Origin of the sequence: Actinacidiphila glaucinigra (assembly GCF_900188405.1) — a bacterium.
Lineage (GTDB): Bacteria > Actinomycetota > Actinomycetes > Streptomycetales > Streptomycetaceae > Actinacidiphila > Actinacidiphila glaucinigra.
On the sequence record NZ_FZOF01000009.1, the window covers coordinates 119,694 to 137,305 of the forward strand.

The 17,612-nt window shown below is 73.3% G+C and carries 20 protein-coding genes and 1 tRNA gene; 18 read left to right on the top strand and 3 right to left on the bottom strand.

What is annotated here, in order from left to right; genetic code table 11:
• Positions 1-23 precede the first annotated feature (23 nt).
• Together CHF15_RS20745 and CHF15_RS20750 are read left to right on the top strand one after the other, a co-directional pair.
• The gene (locus CHF15_RS20745; RefSeq protein ID WP_018558273.1) at positions 24-320 is read left to right on the top strand and encodes a type II toxin-antitoxin system VapB family antitoxin; all 297 of its coding nucleotides are present in this window, start codon (positions 24-26) and stop codon (positions 318-320) included.
• A 132-nt stretch (positions 321-452) separates the two neighbouring features.
• Positions 453-1,130 (top strand): LytR C-terminal domain-containing protein, encoded by a 678-nt coding sequence (locus CHF15_RS20750; protein WP_089225333.1) that lies wholly within the window; start codon positions 453-455, stop codon positions 1,128-1,130.
• 84 nt (positions 1,131-1,214) lie between these two features.
• Here CHF15_RS20750 and upp read toward each other — a convergent pair whose 3' ends face one another.
• Positions 1,215-1,850, bottom strand: a complete 636-nt coding sequence (gene upp, locus CHF15_RS20755) for a uracil phosphoribosyltransferase (RefSeq protein ID WP_089225456.1) — start codon at positions 1,848-1,850, stop codon at positions 1,215-1,217.
• Between the two features lie 145 nt (positions 1,851-1,995).
• Here upp and CHF15_RS20760 point away from each other — a divergent pair, with 145 nt between their 5' ends.
• The 10 genes from CHF15_RS20760 (at position 1,996) to CHF15_RS20800 (ending at position 8,022) form a co-directional block, all read left to right on the top strand.
• Positions 1,996-2,205: a hypothetical protein gene (locus tag CHF15_RS20760; RefSeq protein WP_089225334.1), complete on the top strand. Its 210-nt coding sequence runs from the start codon at positions 1,996-1,998 to the stop codon at positions 2,203-2,205.
• A gap of 221 nt (positions 2,206-2,426) precedes the next feature.
• Positions 2,427-2,969, top strand: coding sequence for a tRNA adenosine deaminase-associated protein (locus tag CHF15_RS20765; protein WP_089225335.1), 543 nt, complete (start codon positions 2,427-2,429; stop codon positions 2,967-2,969).
• Positions 2,970-3,007: 38 nt separating this feature from the next.
• The gene (gene tadA, locus CHF15_RS20770; protein ID WP_089225336.1) at positions 3,008-3,463 is read left to right on the top strand and encodes a tRNA adenosine(34) deaminase TadA; all 456 of its coding nucleotides are present in this window, start codon (positions 3,008-3,010) and stop codon (positions 3,461-3,463) included.
• A gap of 10 nt (positions 3,464-3,473) precedes the next feature.
• Positions 3,474-3,560: transfer RNA gene (locus tag CHF15_RS20775), tRNA-Ser, on the top strand.
• Positions 3,561-3,821: 261 nt separating this feature from the next.
• Complete coding sequence (locus tag CHF15_RS20780) at positions 3,822-4,187, top strand: hypothetical protein (RefSeq protein WP_089225337.1); 366 nt, start codon at positions 3,822-3,824, stop codon at positions 4,185-4,187.
• Between the two features lie 357 nt (positions 4,188-4,544).
• Positions 4,545-4,709, top strand: coding sequence for a hypothetical protein (locus CHF15_RS44975; RefSeq protein ID WP_018558266.1), 165 nt, complete (start codon positions 4,545-4,547; stop codon positions 4,707-4,709).
• Between the two features lie 31 nt (positions 4,710-4,740).
• Entirely contained in the window at positions 4,741-5,037 is a 297-nt protein-coding gene (locus tag CHF15_RS20785) for a Dabb family protein (protein ID WP_089225338.1), read from the top strand.
• A gap of 161 nt (positions 5,038-5,198) precedes the next feature.
• Positions 5,199-6,122: an RNA polymerase sigma factor SigF gene (locus CHF15_RS20790; RefSeq protein ID WP_089225339.1), complete on the top strand. Its 924-nt coding sequence runs from the start codon at positions 5,199-5,201 to the stop codon at positions 6,120-6,122.
• Positions 6,123-6,291: 169 nt separating this feature from the next.
• Positions 6,292-7,197: an RNA polymerase sigma factor SigF gene (locus CHF15_RS20795; protein WP_089225340.1), complete on the top strand. Its 906-nt coding sequence runs from the start codon at positions 6,292-6,294 to the stop codon at positions 7,195-7,197.
• A 69-nt stretch (positions 7,198-7,266) separates the two neighbouring features.
• Entirely contained in the window at positions 7,267-8,022 is a 756-nt protein-coding gene (locus CHF15_RS20800; protein ID WP_089225341.1) for a hypothetical protein, read from the top strand.
• 85 nt (positions 8,023-8,107) lie between these two features.
• On the opposite strand, the gene CHF15_RS20805 is transcribed toward CHF15_RS20800, so the two are convergent.
• On the bottom strand, positions 8,108-8,782 hold the full coding sequence (locus CHF15_RS20805) for an esterase/lipase family protein (protein ID WP_089225342.1): 675 nt from the start codon (positions 8,780-8,782) through the stop codon (positions 8,108-8,110).
• A 146-nt stretch (positions 8,783-8,928) separates the two neighbouring features.
• Here CHF15_RS20805 and CHF15_RS20810 point away from each other — a divergent pair, with 146 nt between their 5' ends.
• Positions 8,929-11,700, top strand: a complete 2,772-nt coding sequence (locus CHF15_RS20810) for a helix-turn-helix transcriptional regulator (protein ID WP_089225343.1) — start codon at positions 8,929-8,931, stop codon at positions 11,698-11,700.
• A 95-nt stretch (positions 11,701-11,795) separates the two neighbouring features.
• On the opposite strand, the gene CHF15_RS44980 is transcribed toward CHF15_RS20810, so the two are convergent.
• Positions 11,796-11,972: a hypothetical protein gene (locus CHF15_RS44980; RefSeq protein ID WP_018558259.1), complete on the bottom strand. Its 177-nt coding sequence runs from the start codon at positions 11,970-11,972 to the stop codon at positions 11,796-11,798.
• A gap of 106 nt (positions 11,973-12,078) precedes the next feature.
• Here CHF15_RS44980 and CHF15_RS20815 point away from each other — a divergent pair, with 106 nt between their 5' ends.
• The 5 genes from CHF15_RS20815 to CHF15_RS20835 all read left to right on the top strand — a co-directional run bounded on the left by CHF15_RS20815 (position 12,079) and on the right by CHF15_RS20835 (position 17,608).
• Entirely contained in the window at positions 12,079-13,014 is a 936-nt protein-coding gene (locus CHF15_RS20815; protein WP_089225344.1) for an aldo/keto reductase, read from the top strand.
• A 146-nt stretch (positions 13,015-13,160) separates the two neighbouring features.
• Positions 13,161-13,616, top strand: a complete 456-nt coding sequence (locus CHF15_RS20820; protein WP_089225345.1) for a MarR family winged helix-turn-helix transcriptional regulator — start codon at positions 13,161-13,163, stop codon at positions 13,614-13,616.
• Positions 13,617-13,627: 11 nt separating this feature from the next.
• A complete protein-coding gene (locus CHF15_RS20825) occupies positions 13,628-16,132 on the top strand; it encodes an MFS transporter (RefSeq protein ID WP_245938938.1) in 2,505 nt (834 codons plus the stop codon).
• 146 nt (positions 16,133-16,278) lie between these two features.
• A complete protein-coding gene (locus tag CHF15_RS20830; protein ID WP_089225347.1) occupies positions 16,279-17,112 on the top strand; it encodes a YceI family protein in 834 nt (277 codons plus the stop codon).
• A gap of 25 nt (positions 17,113-17,137) precedes the next feature.
• Positions 17,138-17,608: a PPOX class F420-dependent oxidoreductase gene (locus CHF15_RS20835; protein WP_089225348.1), complete on the top strand. Its 471-nt coding sequence runs from the start codon at positions 17,138-17,140 to the stop codon at positions 17,606-17,608.
• Positions 17,609-17,612: the final 4 nt, after the last annotated feature.

Sequence of the window (17,612 nt, forward strand, 5' to 3'; positions counted from 1 at the left end):
CCCTTGCCCGGTAGGCTTTCCGTGTGATCTTCAAGCGCATCGGAAACGGGCGGCCGTACCCCGACCACGGCCGGAAAAGCACCCGTGAATGGGCGGACGTCGCCCCACGTCCGGTACGCCTCGACCAGTTGGTCACCACCAAGGGGCAACTCGACCTGGAGACCCTCCTCGCCGAGGACTCGACCTTCTACGGGGACCTGTTCGCGCACGTCGTGAAGTGGCGGGGCGACCTCTACCTGGAGGACGGTCTCCACCGGGCCGTGCGCGCGGCGCTGCAGCAACGCCAGGTGCTGCACGCCCGGGTGCTGGAGATGGACTGACCTCCGGAGCGCTCGGCCCGGCCCGCCTCCGCGGGGGACGCCTTCGCCCTTTCGGGTTCAACTCCCCCCCATTGGCCCCGATTGGTTGATCGTTTAGTAGGCCCGGCCGCCCGATCGCACTACGCTGCGCACATGAGCATGCTGACGCCCCCGGGCATGGGCGGAAAGTACCGGGTCACCGGGAACCAGTACCCGCGGATGCGCCGCCCCCGGAGCAAGGTGCGCATCGTCGCGGTCGTCGTGACGACCGTCGCCGTGGTCGGCCTGGCCGGCTGGGGCACGCTCCAACTGGTCGACGTCTTCGGCGGCAAGTCCACGCCGGCGAAGGACACGGCCGCCCAGGCCGAGAACGCCGCCAAGCAGCGCACCTGCAAGGCCGCGGCCGCCCCGGGCTCCGCCTCGGCGGCACCCACCGCCTTCCCGGAACCCGGGGAGGTGACGATCAACGTCTACAACGCCACCGCCAAGGGCGGCCTGGCCAAGGACACCGCCGACGAGTTCGCCGCGCGCGGCTTCAAGGTGGGCACCTTCGGCAACGCCGACCCCGAGTACGACCGCAAGGTGAAGGTGGCCGCGCTGCTGATCGGCGGCCACGGGCCCAAGGCCGAGGCCGCGATGAAGCTGGTCGGCGCCCAGATCAAGGGCACGACGACGCTGAAGCCCGCGGCCGCCGGCTCCAAGCGCACCACCGGCACGGTGGACGTCATGCTCGGCAAGGGCTTCACCAAGCTCTCCGGCGACAAGGCCGTGGAGAAGGCCCTCGCCGCCCTGGCCCGCCCGAGCGCGGCGCCGAGCGCCGGAACCTGCTAGCGCGGCCGCACGGCCGTACGACGGAACCGGCCGCCGGGGCGTCAGGCCCCGGCGGCCGGTTCCGTGCGTCGTGGGACGGCGGCGTCAGCCGGCCGTGCCGTAGAGGCGGTCACCCGCGTCGCCCAGGCCCGGGACGATGTAGCCCTGCTCGTTGAGGTGGTCGTCGACCGCCGCGGTGACCACGGTGACCGGCTTGCCCGCCAGCGCGAGCTCCATCGCCTCGACGCCCTCCGGCGAGGCGAGCAGCACCACGGCCGTCACGTCGTCGGCGCCCCGCTCGATCAGCAGGTCGATCGCGGCGATCAGCGTGCCGCCGGTGGCCAGCATCGGGTCCAGGACGTAGACCTGCCGCCCCGACAGGTCCTCCGGCATCCGGGTGGCGTAGGTCTTCGCCTCCAGGGTCTCCTCGTCGCGGATCATGCCGAGGAAGCCGACCTCCGCGGTCGGCAGGAGGCGCACCAGGCCCTCCAGCATCCCGAGGCCGGCCCGCAGGATCGGCACGACCAGCGGACGCGGGTGGGACAGGCGCACGCCCGTGGTGCCCGCGACGGGCGTGCTGATGTCCACCTGCTCGGTGCGCACGTCACGGGTCGCCTCGTAGGCGAGCAGGGTGACCAGCTCGTCGGCCAGCCGACGGAAGGTCGGCGAGTCGGTGCGCTCGTCGCGCAGGGTGGTGAGTTTGTGCGCCACCAGGGGGTGGTCGACGACGTGGATCCGCATGTCCACGACTCTAACGTTCGGCCTGTGCCCCGGCCTGCCCGGTCCGTGCCGCCGGTCACGCTTCGAACCACCCGAGAGGGGGAATGCGTGCACTTACGCCCGGACTGTCCCGGCCGGGCACGTGGATCCCTAGGGGTGGTGCCCCATGACGGAGCGCGGCAGCGACGGCGCCGGCGCGGACGACACGGGCGAGGCCCGTACGCAGCAGGAGCGCGACGCCGAACGCCGACGGCGGCGCGCCATGTTCCTGCGCGAGCTGAACGAGGCCAAGGAGCTCCGTGACCGCGTCCAGCCACGCCGGGCACGCGCGGCACGCGCGCGCCAGCAGATGCGGATGCGAACGTTCCGCTGGTAGTCCCCAGGTCGGCACAATGCCGCCACCTGGCGGGCGCCGACGGGGTCCCCGCAGGCCGCCGCGCGGAAAAAAGCCGGAAGGCCTGGCACGCGGCACGCGCGGAAGACCCTTCGCAAAGCCGAGGTTTCTGCCACGATGCCGAGTGTGGGCGGGGACCTGCGCCGGAACATTCGGCCCCCGCCCGTAAGTCCGGACGGCCTGAGACCTGTGGGAGAGTCACGGTGTACTTCGCCGCACTGCTCGCGCGCACCGAGGACGGTTGGGAAGCGCGCGAGACCGATCTCGACGATGTGGAAACCCTCGCCGACCTGACCGACTTGGCCCGGGCGGCTTCAGCCGGGGAGGATACGGTCCTGGTCTTCATCGAACAGGAGGACGCCTGGTTCGGCGTCGTCCGTGTCGACGGTGAGGAGGACCCGCGGATCTACGTGTCCGACGCCGCCACGGCGGCGCGGAGCTCGTACGGGGAGATCCTGCTCACCGACGAAATGCTGGGGCGCGACCCCGAGGACCTGGACGAGATCGTCGACCTCGACGGCACCGAGGAAGGTGACGCCGACGACCTCGACGACGACGTGGTGCCCGGCCCGACCGAGGCGCACGTCCCCGTGGGCCCGCTCGGGGACGCCGAGCTCCTCTCGGACTTCGGCATGAGCGACAAGGAGCTGCTGGCCCTCAGCGGCGACGGCGCGCTCACCGGGGAGGCGCTCGGGGAGATCGCCGACTCGCTGGGCTGCGCCGACGTGCTGGAGGCGGTCCGCTGACCGGTACCGACCCGCTGCGCGACCCCTGGGTCTCCCCGATGCGGCTCGCCCTCGAGGAGGCCCGTCTCGCCCCGCGCACCGGCGACGTGCCGGTGGGCGCGGTCGTGCTGTCCCCGCAGGGCACGGTCATCGGCCGTGGCCGCAACGAGCGCGAGGCGGTCGGCGACCCGACCGCCCACGCGGAGGTGCTCGCGGTCCGCGAGGCCGCGAAGGCGCTCGGGGAGTGGCGGCTGACGGGCTGCACGCTGGTGGTGACCCTGGAGCCCTGCACCATGTGCGCCGGGGCCGTCGTCGCCTCCCGCCTCGAGCGCGTCGTCTACGGCGCCGTGGACGAGAAGGCCGGGGCGGCGGGCTCCCTGTGGGACCTCGTCCGCGACCGCCGCCTCAACCACCGTCCGGAAGTGATCCACGGCGTGCTGGCCGAGGAGTGCGGCGAGCTCCTCACCCGCTTCTTCCGGACAAAGGATTTCGGAGCACCCCCGGACGTCCGCTAAGCTCTGTCTCGGTAGCGTGTCCGAGCGGCCTAAGGAGCACGCCTCGAAAGCGTGTGAGGGGGCAACTCCTCCGTGGGTTCAAATCCCACCGCTACCGCTCTGAGCAAGCGAAGGGCGGCATCCGGGAACAACTTCCCGGATGCCGCCCTTCGGCTTTGTGCCTCATGTCCGGTCCCGATGCCTCCGGGCCGGCGTGCTCGCACCACCGCCGCATCCGCCGCCTCGCTCCGTCCAAGCGCCGGACAGCCGTCTACGGCACCGGCCCCCGACCCGGTGCGGTGGGCGCCGCCCGCCACTTCCCTTGTGCCGACAGGGCAGCAATGATGATCGCCGGATCACGGCCACCTTCGAGGGAGACATGCGCACCCGCTCCGTCACACCGGTTCTCGCTCTCACCGTCCTCGCCGTCCTCGCCGGGCTCACCGCCTGCAGCGCCTCCCCCCAGCCGCAGGAGTCCCGGGGCCACGCCGCTCCGTCCCGGCCCCCGACGACGCCGACCGCCTCGCGTTCCGGCCCGGGCGACGTTCCGCTGCCCCTCTTCCTGGGTGGCAGCGTCAAGGGAGCGATCGAGCAACTCGGCCCCGACGCCGACGTGCAGCTCTTCGACGCGAGCGGAAAGCACCGCCCCATCGGTGACGGCGAGGTGTGGAAGATCTGCAGTGCGAAGCAGACTCCCGAGCAGCTCATCGTCTTCGGAGCGGTCATGAGGAACGAGGACTGCTGACGGTCCGGTCGGCACGTCGGTCGCGCGGCCGCGCTGCGGCAGCAGTCGGCATCCCGGCCGCAGCCGGGGCGAGATGACGGCTTCTTCCTGGGTCCGGATCCCACCGCCACAGCTCTGGGCCGGGGTTGCCTGACGGTGACCGCGCCGAGCAGCGAGACCTTGGCCGAACCGTCGGGCCACGCACACCCGCGACCGAGGCCGACGCCCCTTCCGGACCGGGCGTTCTCGGTGTTTTCCGGCCTTCCGGACCGGCTGTGGCGAGCGTCACACGCGGAGCGGGACGGGGCCGTGGATCACCCGCAAGGAGGCCTTCCGTCACCCGGTCTGATTGGGCCATCCGGTGGATACACTCCAGCCATGGCGCAGGCGAAGAAAATCACCATGTACGTCATCGTGGCTTTCGTGCTCTATACGATCGTGACGTCGCCGGCCCGCGCAGCCGATCTCGTGCAGATAGGCTTCCAGGGCATATCGGACGCCGCCAAGGGCGTCGGGGAGTTCATGACCGCGCTGGTCAACTGACCGGCCGGGAGCCGGTGAGGAGCACAGCACCGTGATACGCCACCTGGTCCTTTTCAAGCTCGACGCGGGCGTCGAACGCGACGACCCCCGGGTCGTGGCCGGCGTCGACGCCTTCGAGCGGCTCGGCGGGCAGATCCCCGAGCTGGCCTCCTGGGAACTGGGCTGGAACATCTCGGACCGCCCGATCGCCTACGACTTCGCGATCAACTCCTCGGTGGCGGACGCCGCCGCGCTCAAGACGTATCTGGAGCACCCCGCGCACCAGGCAGGGGTGGCGCTGTGGCGCGAGTTCTCCACCTGGGTGGTCGCCGACTACGTGTTCGAGTGACCCCCCGCGGCGGCCCCTCGGGCCCCGCTCCTGACGCACAGCCCTCCGCCCGCCGGGCGGAGGGCTTTTTCATTGAGGGCCGCGCCTCGCTTGCACACAGTCCACATGAATTGTGATGCTATGACCGCTTTTGCCGGATGAGTGGACCGATGAGGAGTGGCATGTCCGTGTCGGCCCGACCCGCGTCACCATCGACCTCCGGAGACGGCAGCGGGACCGGCACGACGACCGGCGGCGGCGGGACCGGCACCACGACCGGTACGCCGACCGGCAGCGGCAACGGCAGCGGTAGCGGTAGCAGCAGGGGGAGCACCAACAGCAACGCGGTCGAGGCGCGGGCCCTGACGCAGGTGCTGTTCGAGCAGCTGTCGGGGCTGGAGCCCGGCACCCCGGAGCACTCCCGGGTCAGGGCCGCCCTCATCGAGGTGAACCTGCCGCTGGTGCGCTACGCGGCGGCCCGCTTCCGCAGCCGCAACGAGCCGATGGAGGACGTCGTCCAGGTCGGCACGATCGGGCTGATCAACGCCATCGACCGCTTCGACCCGGAACGCGGGGTGCAGTTCCCGACCTTCGCGATGCCGACCGTCGTCGGCGAGATCAAACGTTACTTCAGGGACAACGTCCGCACCGTCCACGTCCCGCGCCGGCTGCACGAGCTGTGGGTCCAGGTCAGCGGCGCCATCGAGGACCTGACGGTGGCCCACGGGCGCACCCCCACCACCGCGGAGATCGCCGAGCGGCTGAAGCTCTCCGAGGACGAGGTGCTGGCCTGCCTGGAAGCCGGGCGGGCGTACCACGCCACGTCCCTGGAGGCGGCCCAGGAGGGCGGCGACGGGGCGCCCGGGCTGCTGGACCGGCTCGGCTACGAGGACCCGGCCCTGACCGGCGTGGAGCACCGGGACCTGGTGCGGCACCTGCTGGTGCAGCTCCCCGAGCGGGAACGGCGGATCCTGCTGCTGCGCTACTTCGGGAATCTGACGCAATCGCAGATCAGTGCCGAACTCGGGGTTTCGCAGATGCATGTGTCCCGGCTGCTCTCGCGCAGCTTCGCCCGGCTCCGATCCGCAAACCAGCTCGAATCGTAACCCTTACGGACTACCCACCCCCTGAGAAATAAGTCGACATGGCGCTACAGCGCGTTGCCGACATGTGACATTCTGCGGGAACTGCGTTTGTCGCGGTCCGGCCTCCGGTATTCCAGTGGGGGAACGAACCGTCGCCCGCGACACCCGTCCGCGACCTCAAGGGGGTGGCATGTCCGTAGAAGTGGGCAGTCCGAAGGTGCTGAACACCGAAGCGCCGCACGATGCTCCTGACGGCAAGGCCATCGACACCGCCGGCACCGCCGTCGCCGACACCACCGCCGTCGACAGCACGATCGAGGCCATCGACACGAGCGTCGACACCCGCACGCTCTCCCGCTCGCTGTTCCTGCGGCTCGCCGAGCTGCCGGACGACAGCCCGGAGCGGGCGTACGTACGGGACACGCTCATCGAACTGAACCTGCCGCTCGTGCGCTACGCGGCGGCCCGCTTCCGCAGCCGCAACGAGCCGATGGAGGACATCGTCCAGGTCGGCACCATCGGGCTGATCAAGGCGATCGACCGCTTCGACTGCAACCGCGGCGTGGAATTCCCCACCTTCGCGATGCCCACGATCGTCGGCGAGGTGAAGCGCTTCTTCCGCGACACCTCGTGGTCTGTGCGGGTCCCGCGCCGGCTGCAGGAACTGCGGCTGGCACTGACCAAGACCAGCGACGAGCTGGCCCAGCGGCTGGACCGCTCGCCCACCGTCTCCGAACTCGCGGCGGCGCTCGGCGTCTCCGAGGAGGACGTGGTCGACGGCCTCGCGGTCGGGAACGCGTACACCGCGAGCTCGCTGGACTCCCCGCCCCCGGAGGACGACGGCGGCGAGGGCTCGCTGGCCGACCGGCTGGGCTACGAGGACACCGCGCTGGAGGGCGTGGAGTACCGCGAGTCGCTCAAGCCGCTGCTCGCCCAGCTGCCCGCCCGGGAGCGGCGGATCATCATGCTCCGCTTCTTCGCCAACATGACGCAGTCGCAGATCGGCGAGGAGGTCGGCATCTCCCAGATGCATGTCTCCCGGCTGCTGACCCGGACCCTGGCGCAGCTGCGCGAGGGCCTGACCGCCGAGCAGTAGGGGCGGGGACCGGCCGGCGGAGGCGGACCGGCCGGTTCATTCCTGACGGTTCGTCAGTACACTGGCGGGATGGTGCACATAACACCGGGCCGCCGGGGCGCGCTGGCCGCCGCCTCGGCGGCCGTCGTCTGCCTGGGTGCCTTCGCCGCGCTGGGCCCGGACTGCGAGAGCAACGGCGCGGGCTACGTGGCCGCCGGCGCCCCGGGCCCGGCCGGCGGGCCCGGGGTGAACGCCCCGCCCTCCGGTGACGTGGACCTCGTGCCGCTGGACGGCCGTACGGCTTCCCCGTCCGCGTCCGGCCGCACGTCGCCCGCCGCTCCGGACGCACCCCGCGCACCGGACGGCCCCGGCGGCGCGGGCTCCTCGCCGCCGGCGGACGCCCCGCAGCGGCCCGGCGGCACGGGCACCCCGTCGGGGCAGGGCGGCACCGGGCCGTCCGAGACGCCCTCCGGCGGCCCCACGGGGCGTCCGGCTCCCGGCGGTTCGGCCTCCTCCCCGTCCGCGTCCGCGCCCGGCGCGCCCGCACGCCTGGTGGTGGACGCGGTCGAGCGCGCGGCGGCCGCCGACCGCTGGTGCGAGAAGGTCACCGTCACCCTCGCCAACACCGGGGACCGCGCCGCGACGGCGGGCACGATCACCTTCGGCACCCACGTCATCGGCCTGCTGGGCGTCGACTGGGCCACGGTGCGGAGCAGCCGCGCCGCGCCGGTGCCGGTCCCCGGCGGCGGCAGCGCGAAGGGGACCTGGGAGGTCTGCGTAGAGGCGTGGCGGGTGCCGGCGGGCATGCACGTCGAGACCCGGGACGTCTCGGTCGCGGACTCCTGAGCGCCGGCCGCCCCAGGCACGCGCGGGCGGGGGCCGGTCCGTCCCGGGACCGGCCCCCGCGTCCGCGGGAGGGCGTGGTGGTGCGTCAGCCGGCCAGGTAGGAGCGGATCTGGCCGAGGCTGCCGGTGTCGCTGAGGAACCCGATGTGGGTTGTGCACGCCACCAGGTGGTTGTTCGCGCCGCTCAGCGGGGTGCTGGTGTAGGGGATGATGACCCCGTCGCACGGCGAGTACCAGGTCGCGTAGACCGTGCTGCCCGGCGTCTCGTCACCGCTGCTGATGGTGCGGACGAAGGACGAGCCCGGGAGCATCTCGACGCAGGACGCGTAGATCACGCAGGCCGAGGCGAAGGTGGTGCCGTGGTTCGCGCCCGCGACCGAGGCGACCCGGCGGACGGACGAGCTGCCGCCGAGCTGTGTGAGGTACCACTGGGTGACCAGGCCGCCCATCGAGTGGTTGACGATGTCGACCTTGGTCGCGCCGGTGCGGGCCAGCACCTGGCGCACATAGCTCGCCAGTCCCGCGGCGCTGGTCTTGTTCGACTGCGCCCAGTTGTATTCGTACGCGAAGAGCTCGCTGCGGCTGTAGCCGCCGGCCACGAAGACCGTCTCCGCGTAGTCCCAGTTGCTCGCGCTGCCGGTGTAGCCGTGCACGAAGACGACCGGGGTGTGGGTCGCGGCGTTCGCCGTGCCCGGCGCCACGAAGGTACCGAGGCCGACGGCAGCCGCCACGGTGAGCAGGATCGCCCATATTCGTCGCATCTGAACTCCTTGTCGTGGGGGTCGACAGGAGTCTCGGAGCGAATTGCGGGCGACGGACCGGTGGAATCACCAGTGTCGCTCCTGTCATGAACGGAACATGACGCACGGCCCTTCCCTCCCGATGTACGCCAGCAGACACTGGCGTCATGGAGGCCGGACGGAGCCAACCCGCCGCGTGGCCGCCGGCGCTGTACGGCCGGGACCGCGAACGCACCCTCCTGGACGCCCTGTCGGGCCGGGCCCCGCAGGGCGGGGGACGGGCGCTGCTGCTGCTCGGCGGACCGGGCACCGGACGCACCTCGCTGCTCACCGCCGCGGCGCGCACCGCGGCGGCGGCCGGCGCGACCGTGCTGCGCACCGACGGGGCACGGGCCGAGGCACGGGTCCCGCTCGCCGGCCTGCACCGCACCCTGCTGCAGGTCGCCCCACGCGTGCGGGCCCTGCCGGGACCGTACGGCGCTGCGCTGGCCGAGGTCCTCGCCGGGAGGGAGCCCGCCGGGGGCGAACTCGCACTGGGCGCGGCGCTGTCCGGTCTGGTCGCCGAACTCGCCCGCCCGGCGCCGCTGCTGTGGTGCGTGGACGACGCGCAGTGGCTGGACCCCGCCACGCTGCGCGCGCTCGGCATGGCGGCGCGCCGCCTCACCGGCATCGACGCCGCCGTGGTGTTCGCGGCCGACGAGGGCTGCCCCGTCTCCGCCGCGCTGGAGGGTCTGGACGTCCTGCGTCTGGGACCGCTGCCACCGGACGCCGCGCGCCGGACGCTCGCCGACCGCTTCCCCGGGTTGCCACCGCACGGTTCGGACGCGGTCACGGTGCTCGGCCTGGCCGCCGGCAACCCGCTGGCCCTGGTGGAACTCGCCGGGGCGGCCGTGGCCGGGCGGCTGCCCGAACCGCCCGCGCTGCCCGAGGGGAGCAGGCTGCGCGAGCGGCACCGGGAGCGCTTCCGGGCGCTCACGCCGGGCGCCCGTGCCGTGGTGGCGCTCCTGCTCTGCGGCGGGCCGCTGGCCGTAGCGGTGCTGGAATCCGCCGCCCGCCGCCGCGGGCCGGGCGCCGGCGGTGTCGAGGAGGCCCGTGCCCGCGGGCTGGTCGAGGTGCGCGACGGGACGGCGACCGTACCGGGACGGCTGCTGCGCGCCTCGCTGACCGGATTGCTCTCCCCCGCCGACCGGCTGGCCGCGTACGGGACGCTCGCCTCGGTGCTGGACCCCCCGGCCGCCGGGCTGTTCCGGGCGCTCCACCGGCTCGGCCGCTCCGCCGGCCCGTCAACGGGGCCGGAACGGGAACTGGAGGCCGCGGCCGGGTCCGCCCGCCGGTCCGCCGGTCACGCCGCGGCCGCCGCCGCGTGGGAGCGGGGCGCCGAGGCCGCCGCCCGTCCGCACACCCGGGTCCGCTGGCTGGTCGCGGCCGCCGCCGACACCCAGGCCGCCGGGGACACCCGGCGGGCGCGCGGCCTGCTGCGCCGGGCCGGAGCGCAGGGCGGACCGGTACCCGGCGGGGCACCGGGCACGCTGGTCCGGGGCGAGATCGAACTGCGCGACGGGGTGCCCGCCGTGGCCTGCCGCGATCTGACCGCGGCGGTCGGCGGCTTCCCCGCCGGCCGGCGCGCACCGGCCGTACGGGCCCTGATGCTCGCGGGCGAGGCGGCGTGCCTGGCGGGCGACTTCGCCGCGTTCTTCGCCCTCGCCGACCGTGCCGACGCCCTGCGCCGCAGCGACGACCCACCCGAACAGCGGCTGGTCTTCGACCACTTCGCGGGGCTCGCGGCGACCTTCCGGGGCCGGCACGACCGCGCGCAGTGGGCGCTGCGCCGGGTGGTCCGGCTCGCCGAGACGCTGGCCGACCCGGAGTCCGCGATCTGGGCCGCCCAGGCCGCGTACACCCTGGGGGACGCACCGAGGGCGCACGCCCTGGCGACCTCGGCCGTGCACCGGGCGCGTCGTCAGGGGGCGGGCGCGCTGGTGCCCGCGGCACTGGTCTACGAGGCGCTGTGCGCGCTGGCGCTCGACCGGTACGCCGCCGCCGGGGCCGCCGCCGAGGAGGGGCTGCGGCTCTCGGAGGCGACCGGCCAGCGCAACCTCTCCGTCGACCACCTCTCGGTGCTGGCGCTGCTCGCGGCGCTGCAGGGCGACAGCGCCACCGCGGGCCTGCGGATGGCGGCCGCCGAACGCGCCGTCGCCGTACGGGGGCTGGGCCGTCCCGGGGCCTTCAACTGCTGGGTGTCCGCCTGCGCGGACCTCGCCGCGGACCGGCCCGCCGACGCGCTGTCCCGCTTCGCCCGCATGCGCGGCGGCGCGGGCCAGGTGAATCTGGCGGTCCGGGGGATGGCCGCGCCCCACTTCGTCGAGGCGGCGGTGCGCTGCGGGCAGCGGGCGAAGGCCGCGGGGGCGCTGCGCGCGTACGAGCACTGGGCGGCGGCGAGCCGCAGCAGCGTCCGGCTGGCGCTGGCGCACCGCTGCCACGGGCTGCTGGCGGAGGACGACGCCAGCGCCGTGGCCCACTTCCGGGAGGCGCTGCGGCTGCACCAGGGCGACGACACCGTCCTGGAACTGGCCAAGACGGAGCTGTTCTACGCCTCCCGGCTGCGACGCACCCGCCGGCCCGGCGAGGCCCGCGGCCTGCTGCGGGACGCGGTGTCCGTGTTCCGGCAGTTCGACGCCCGCCCCTGGGCGGAACGGGCCGCGGCCGAACTGCGCGCCGCCGGTGACCGGGTGGGCCCGGTGGACCGGGAGCCCGGCGGCCGCCGGGAGCTGACGGCGCAGCAGACGAGGATCTGCGAGCTGGTGGCGCAGGGCGCCACCAACCGCGAGATCGCCGATCTGCTGCTGCTCAGCACGCGGACGGTCGAGTACCACCTGCGGAACATCTTCAGCCGGCTCGGGGTCCGCTCGCGCGTGGAGCTGGCGTCGCTGTTCCGCTGAGCGGGGCGGGCCCGCCGGGCACCGGCGCACGACGACCGCCGGACGGCCGGCGACCGCCGGCGTCCGGTGTCAGTGGACGTGGTGTGGCGCGCCGGTCAGGCGACCGCGAACCAGACCACGGCGGCGATCACGACGACGGCCGCGATGACGCCGACGATCAGCCCGGTCTTGTTGCCGCCCGCGGCCTGGACCTGGGCGGGCTCCTCGTCGACGAAGGCGCGGAACATCTGCGTGTTGCCGGCCGGGTCGTAGTTGTTGTCAGGGGTAGTCATGGGGCAGGACCCTAGCGAAGTCAGGTCGGCGAGGTCACCCCAGGTCCGCCGTTGGCGAGGGGAACAGCCGGGGAATACCGCCCGTCCCCGCCGCGTCCAAGACCACATGGCACTCATCGGCAACTCTGATCTCGACGTCTCCCCCCTCTGTCTCGGCGGCAACGTCTTCGGCTGGACCGCGGACGAGGCGACCTCCTTCGAGGTGCTGGACTCCTACACGGAGGCGGGCGGCAACTTCGTCGACACCGCGGACGTGTACTCGGCCTGGGTCCCGGGCCACAGCGGCGGGGAGTCCGAGACCGTGATCGGCTCCTGGCTCGCCAAGCGCGGCCGCCGCGACGACGTCGTCGTCGCCACCAAGGTCGCCTCCCACCCCGACTTCAAGGGCCTGAAGGCCGCGACGGTCAAGGCCGCCGCGGAGGAGTCGCTGCGCCGGCTGGGCACCGACCGGATCGACCTCTACTACACGCACTACGACGACCCCGAGACCCCGGTCGAGGAGATCGTCACCGCTCTGGACGGGCTGGTCCGCGAGGGCAAGGTCCGCCACGTCGCGGCCTCCAACATCAGCCCCGAGCGGCTGGCGGCCTCGCTGGAGTTCGCCGACCGCGAGGGCCTGACCAAGTACGTGGCGCTGCAGCAGCACTACAACCTGGTGGAGCGCGAGGGGTACGAAGGTCCGCTGCGCGAGGTCGTCGAGGCGCACGGTCTCGCCTCCGTGCCGTACTTCGGTCTGGCGCGGGGCTTCCTCACCGGCAAGTACCGGCCCGGCGTCACGGTGGACAGCCCCCGGGCGGAGGGCGCGGGCGCCTACCTGGGGTCGGAGCGCGGGCCGCGGGTGCTGGCCGCGCTGGACGAGGTCGCGGCGGCGCACGGCGTGGAGCCGGCGAGCGTCGCGCTGGCCTGGCTGCGGTCGCAGCCGACCGTCGTGGCGCCGATCGCCAGCGCCCGTACGCCCGGGCAGCTGACCGCGCTGCTGGCCTCGATGGCCCTGGAGCTGACCGCCGCGGAGCTGGAGCAGCTCACCACGGCATCTGTCTGACCTGCGGCTTTTATCCGACGACCCGCCTCCTTGACCGGAGGCGGGTCGTTCCTTTTGGAGGTTTTTACCCGAAAGAATTTGCCTGCAGCAACCAACGTTCCTAAGGTTGCTTGAGGCAACCAACAAGGGTCGGGAAGCGAGGCGCCATGGCAACGCAGGAGCAGTTCGCGGAACTCGCGAGCCAGCTGCGCGCGATCCCGGTGGTCGCCCGCGAACTCAGCCGGGCCTGTCCACCGCAGTGCCCGCCGGCATCGCTCGGCGTGCTCTCGGTGATCAGCCGCCACGGCGAGCTCCGGATGAGCCGGCTGGCCGAGCTGCTGGAGGTCGACATGTCCGTCACCAGCAGACACGTGGCCCACCTCGCCGAGCGCGGCTGGATCGACCGGCTCCCCGACCCGCACGACAAGCGGTCGCGGTTGCTGCGCCTGACCCCCGGGGGCGCGGACATGCTGCGCGCCGCCCAGGACGGGGTCGCCGAGGCGCTGGCCCACCACCTGAGGGACTGGCCGGACGAGGACGTCACCGAGTTCTCCCGGCTGCTGGACCGGCTGCGCAGGGACTTCGCCGCCGACTGCCGCCCCCGTACACATTCCACGACGTGAAGAGGATGACGATGGCAACAACCGCATCACCGGCCGGTGTGCGGGGGACCGATGCCCACGCAGGACACGCGGCCCCCATGTCGCACCGGCAGATCGTACGGGCCCTGACAGGGCTGATCCTCGGCTTGTTCGTGGCGATCCTGTCGTCCACGATCGTCTCCAACGCCCTGCCGAAGATCATCTCCGATCTGCACGGCGGGCAGAGCGCCTACACCTGGGTCGTCACCGCGGCCCTGCTCTCCACCACCGCGACCACCCCGCTGTGGGGCAAGCTCTCGGACCTGTTCAGCAAGAAGCTGCTGGTCCAGCTGGCGCTGGTGATCTACGTGGTGGGCTCGCTCGTCGCGGGTCTGTCGCAGAACGCCGGCATGCTCATCGCCTGCCGTGTCGTCCAGGGCATCGGCGCCGGCGGTCTGACCGCGCTGACCCAGGTGATCATGGCCGCGATGATCTCTCCGCGGGAGCGCGGCCGGTACAGCGGCTACCTCGGTGCGGCCTTCGCGCTGGGCACCGTCGGCGGCCCGCTGCTCGGCGGCGTCATCGTCGACACCGACTGGCTCGGCTGGCGCTGGTGCTTCTACGTCGGCGTGCCCTTCGCGATCATCGCGCTGATCGTGCTGCAGAAGACCCTGCACCTGCCGGTCGCCAGGCGCCGGGTCAAGGTCGACTGGGCGGGTGCCTTCTTCGTCACCGCCGCCGTCAGCCTGCTGCTGGTCTGGGTCACCTTCGCCGGCGACAAGTACGACTGGATCTCCTGGCAGACCTACGCGATGCTCGCGGGCGCGCTGCTGCTCGTCCTGGTCTTCGTCCTGGTCGAGTCCCGCGCGAGCGAGCCGATCATGCCGCTGCGGCTGTTCCGCAACAAGACCATCAGCCTCACCTCGGTCGCCTCGATGTTCGTCGGCACCGGGATGTTCGGCAGCACGGTCTTCCTCAGCCAGTACTTCCAGCTGGCGCGGGGCGAGTCGCCGACGATGTCCGGCGTCATGACCATCCCGCTGATCGCCGGTCTCTTCCTCTCCTCCACGGTCTCCGGCCTGATCATCACCCGCACCGGCCGCTGGAAGGCGTTCCTGGTCTCCGGCGGAGTGCTGCTCACCGGCGGCCTCGCCCTGCTGGGCTCGATGCGCTCCGACACCCCGTACTGGCACCTGGCGCTCTTCATGGCGCTGCTGGGCCTCGGCGTCGGGATGATGCTGCAGAACCTGGTGCTCGCCGTGCAGAACCAGGTCGGCGCCGCCGACCTCGGTGCCGCCAGTTCCGTCGTCACCTTCTTCCGCACCCTCGGTGGCGCGATCGGCGTCTCCGCGCTGGGCGCGGTGCTCGGCAACCGCGTGACGCACTACGTCGCGGACGGCCTGGCCGCCCTGGGCGTGAAGTCCACCGGCGAGTCCGCCGGCGCCATCCCGGACCTGGCCACGCTGCCCGCGCCGGTCCGCCACGTCGTGGAGAGCGCGTACGGCCACGGGGCCGGCGACGTCTTCCTGGTGGCGGCCCCGGTGGCGTTCCTCGCGCTGCTGCTGGTGATCTTCATCAAGGAAGTACCGCTCAAGACCGCGAGCGGTCTGCAGCAGGCGGCCGGCGTCCCCGGCCACGCCGAGCAGACTTCGGCCGTACCGGCCCAGGCCTCCGCGGCCGAGACCCTCGCCGAAACCGCGGCCGAGACCGCCGAGGCGGTCGGCGTGGCCGCGCCGGTGATCCCGCTGCCGGCCGAGGGCACCGCGATCCACGGCCAGGTGCGCGGCTCCGAGGGCGCGGGCGTCGAACGGGCCACGCTCACCCTGATCTCGCTCACCGGCCGCCAGCTCGGCCGCGCCTCCACCCGCGCGGACGGCGGCTACGAGCTGATCGCGCCCGGCGCCGGCTCGTACGTCCTCATCGCCGCCGCCGACGGCCACCAGCCGCAGGCCTCCACCGTGGTGGTCGGCGAGGAACCCGTCCCGTACGACGTGGTCCTGGCCGGCACCAGCGGGCTCAGCGGCACCGTGGTCGCCGAGGCGACCGGCATACCCGTCGCGGGCGCCATGGTCGTGGTGACCGACGTCCGAGGCGAGGTCCTGGCCACCGGCGGCACCGGCGCCGACGGCGCGTTCGGCTTCGAGGACCTGCCGGCGGGCGACTTCACCCTGGCCGTCAACGCCACCGGCTACCGGCCGGCCGCACTGCCGGTCGAGGTCGCGGGCAACGGCCCGACCCACGTCGAGGTCCCGCTCCGCGCCGGAGCCCGACTGCAGGGCACCGTGCTCGGCGGCACCGCGCGGACGCCGCTCCCGGAGGCCCGCGTCACCCTGATCGACGCGGCCGGGAACGTGGTGGCGACCGCCACCACCGGCGCCGACGGCGCGTACGCCTTCGGCGACCTGGACGCCGGCGAGTACTCGCTGGTCGCCGGCGGCTACCCGCCGGTGGCCACCCAGGTCACCGTCGGCAACGGCGCCGCGGCCGGTCCTGAGGCCGGTTCCGAGGCCGGTTCCGCGGAGGGCTTCGACGTCGAACTGAAGCACCCCGAGGGGTGAACCATCGGCCGGTCCGTGCGCCGCGGAGACGCGCGGACCGGTGGACGGGGGACAAACGGGTCCGGTCGGGACGGCCGGGCAGGGGACGGCCGGGACCGTCCGGACCGGGCCCGGCCGGGGGAACGCACCGAAGGCGAGCGAGGTACATGGACACAAGGGCAGGAACCGGGCTGCGCGGGCGGATCCGGACGAAGGACGGCTGGGCGGTGGCGCACGCCGTCGTCACCGTCACCGACATGACCGGGCAGCAGATCGCGCGGGAGCCCGCGGACGCCGAGGGCGCCGTACGCACCGCGGCGCTGGCCCCCGGGGCGTACACCGTGATCGTGACGGCCGTGGGCTACCGCCCGGCCGCCGCGACGGCACTGGTGACGGCCTCCGGCTCGGCGGACCTCGGGACCCTGCTGCTGGACCGCGCGGGCGGCCCCGAACTGCCGCCGCCCGGACCGTGGACGATCGACCCGGCGCACTCCGAGGTCGGCGCGGTCGCCCAGCACCTGGGCCTGTCCAGCGTGCACGGCCGCTTTCGGACCTTCGCGGGCCGGATCGACGTCGCGGAGCAGGCGCTCGCGTCGTCCGTCGAGGCCGTGATCGACGCCGCGTCAATCGACACGGGGAACGGCACCCGCGACGAGCACCTGCGCTCCGCCGACTTCCTCGACGTCCGCGAGCACCCGACCGTCACCTACCGCAGCACCTCGCTGGAGCCGGCCGGCGCCGACCGGTGGACCGTCCACGGGGAGCTGACGATGCGCGGCGTCACCCGTCCCGTCGACCTGGACCTCGCCTGCCTGGGCACCGGGCCGGACCCCTGGGGCGGCGTGCGCGCCGCCTTCCGCGCCACGGCGGAACTGCGCCGCGAGGACTTCGCGATGAACTGGAACCAGGTCGTCCGGGCCGGCATCGCCACCATGGGGACGACGCTCAGGGTCACCCTCGACATCCAGGCGGTCCAGGGGACGGCCCTCCCCGCCGGATGACCGCGGGCCGCATAGGCTGCCGTCCATGGCTGCCAACATCGCGACCAACACCAGCGTCCAGCTCGACCAGTTGCTGGAATTCGTACGACCGCGCCACCGCGCCCTGCTGCTGACCACCCGCGCCGACGGCCGCCCCCAGGGCTCCCCCGTCACCTGCGGGGTCGACGACGCGGGGCGCCTGGTCGTCTCGACCTACCCCGAACGGGCCAAGGCCCGCAACGCCCGCCGCGACCCGCGGGCCTCGGTCATCGTCCTGTCGGACGAGTGGGACGGCCCCTGGGTGCAGGTCGACGGCACCGCCGAGGTCATCGACTCCCCCGACTCCGTCGAGCCCCTGGTGGAGTACTACCGCAACATCGCGGGCGAGCACCCGAACTGGGACGAGTACCGCGCGGCCATGGTCAGGCAGGGCAAGTCCCTGGTCCGCGTGACCCCCGAGCACTGGGGCCCCATCGCCACGGGCGGCTTCCCGGCGCGGCTGGCCCCGAAGGACTAGAGCC

Excerpts from the sequence above, each read along its gene's own strand:
- CHF15_RS20750 (WP_089225333.1), top strand. The coding sequence starts at position 453 with ATGAGCATGCTGACGCCCCCGGGCATGGGCGGAAAGTACCGGGTCACC.
- upp (WP_089225456.1), bottom strand. The coding sequence starts at position 1,850 with ATGCGGATCCACGTCGTCGACCACCCCCTGGTGGCGCACAAACTCACC.
- CHF15_RS20760 (WP_089225334.1), top strand. The coding sequence starts at position 1,996 with ATGACGGAGCGCGGCAGCGACGGCGCCGGCGCGGACGACACGGGCGAG.
- tadA (WP_089225336.1), top strand. The coding sequence starts at position 3,008 with ATGCGGCTCGCCCTCGAGGAGGCCCGTCTCGCCCCGCGCACCGGCGAC.
- CHF15_RS20780 (WP_089225337.1), top strand. The coding sequence starts at position 3,822 with ATGCGCACCCGCTCCGTCACACCGGTTCTCGCTCTCACCGTCCTCGCC.
- CHF15_RS44975 (WP_018558266.1), top strand. The coding sequence starts at position 4,545 with ATGGCGCAGGCGAAGAAAATCACCATGTACGTCATCGTGGCTTTCGTG.
- CHF15_RS20790 (WP_089225339.1), top strand. The coding sequence starts at position 5,199 with ATGTCCGTGTCGGCCCGACCCGCGTCACCATCGACCTCCGGAGACGGC.
- CHF15_RS20795 (WP_089225340.1), top strand. The coding sequence starts at position 6,292 with ATGTCCGTAGAAGTGGGCAGTCCGAAGGTGCTGAACACCGAAGCGCCG.
- CHF15_RS20800 (WP_089225341.1), top strand. The coding sequence starts at position 7,267 with ATGGTGCACATAACACCGGGCCGCCGGGGCGCGCTGGCCGCCGCCTCG.
- CHF15_RS20805 (WP_089225342.1), bottom strand. The coding sequence starts at position 8,782 with ATGCGACGAATATGGGCGATCCTGCTCACCGTGGCGGCTGCCGTCGGC.
- CHF15_RS20810 (WP_089225343.1), top strand. The coding sequence starts at position 8,929 with ATGGAGGCCGGACGGAGCCAACCCGCCGCGTGGCCGCCGGCGCTGTAC.
- CHF15_RS44980 (WP_018558259.1), bottom strand. The coding sequence starts at position 11,972 with ATGACTACCCCTGACAACAACTACGACCCGGCCGGCAACACGCAGATG.
- CHF15_RS20815 (WP_089225344.1), top strand. The coding sequence starts at position 12,079 with ATGGCACTCATCGGCAACTCTGATCTCGACGTCTCCCCCCTCTGTCTC.
- CHF15_RS20820 (WP_089225345.1), top strand. The coding sequence starts at position 13,161 with ATGGCAACGCAGGAGCAGTTCGCGGAACTCGCGAGCCAGCTGCGCGCG.
- CHF15_RS20825 (WP_245938938.1), top strand. The coding sequence starts at position 13,628 with ATGGCAACAACCGCATCACCGGCCGGTGTGCGGGGGACCGATGCCCAC.
- CHF15_RS20830 (WP_089225347.1), top strand. The coding sequence starts at position 16,279 with ATGGACACAAGGGCAGGAACCGGGCTGCGCGGGCGGATCCGGACGAAG.
- CHF15_RS20835 (WP_089225348.1), top strand. The coding sequence starts at position 17,138 with ATGGCTGCCAACATCGCGACCAACACCAGCGTCCAGCTCGACCAGTTG.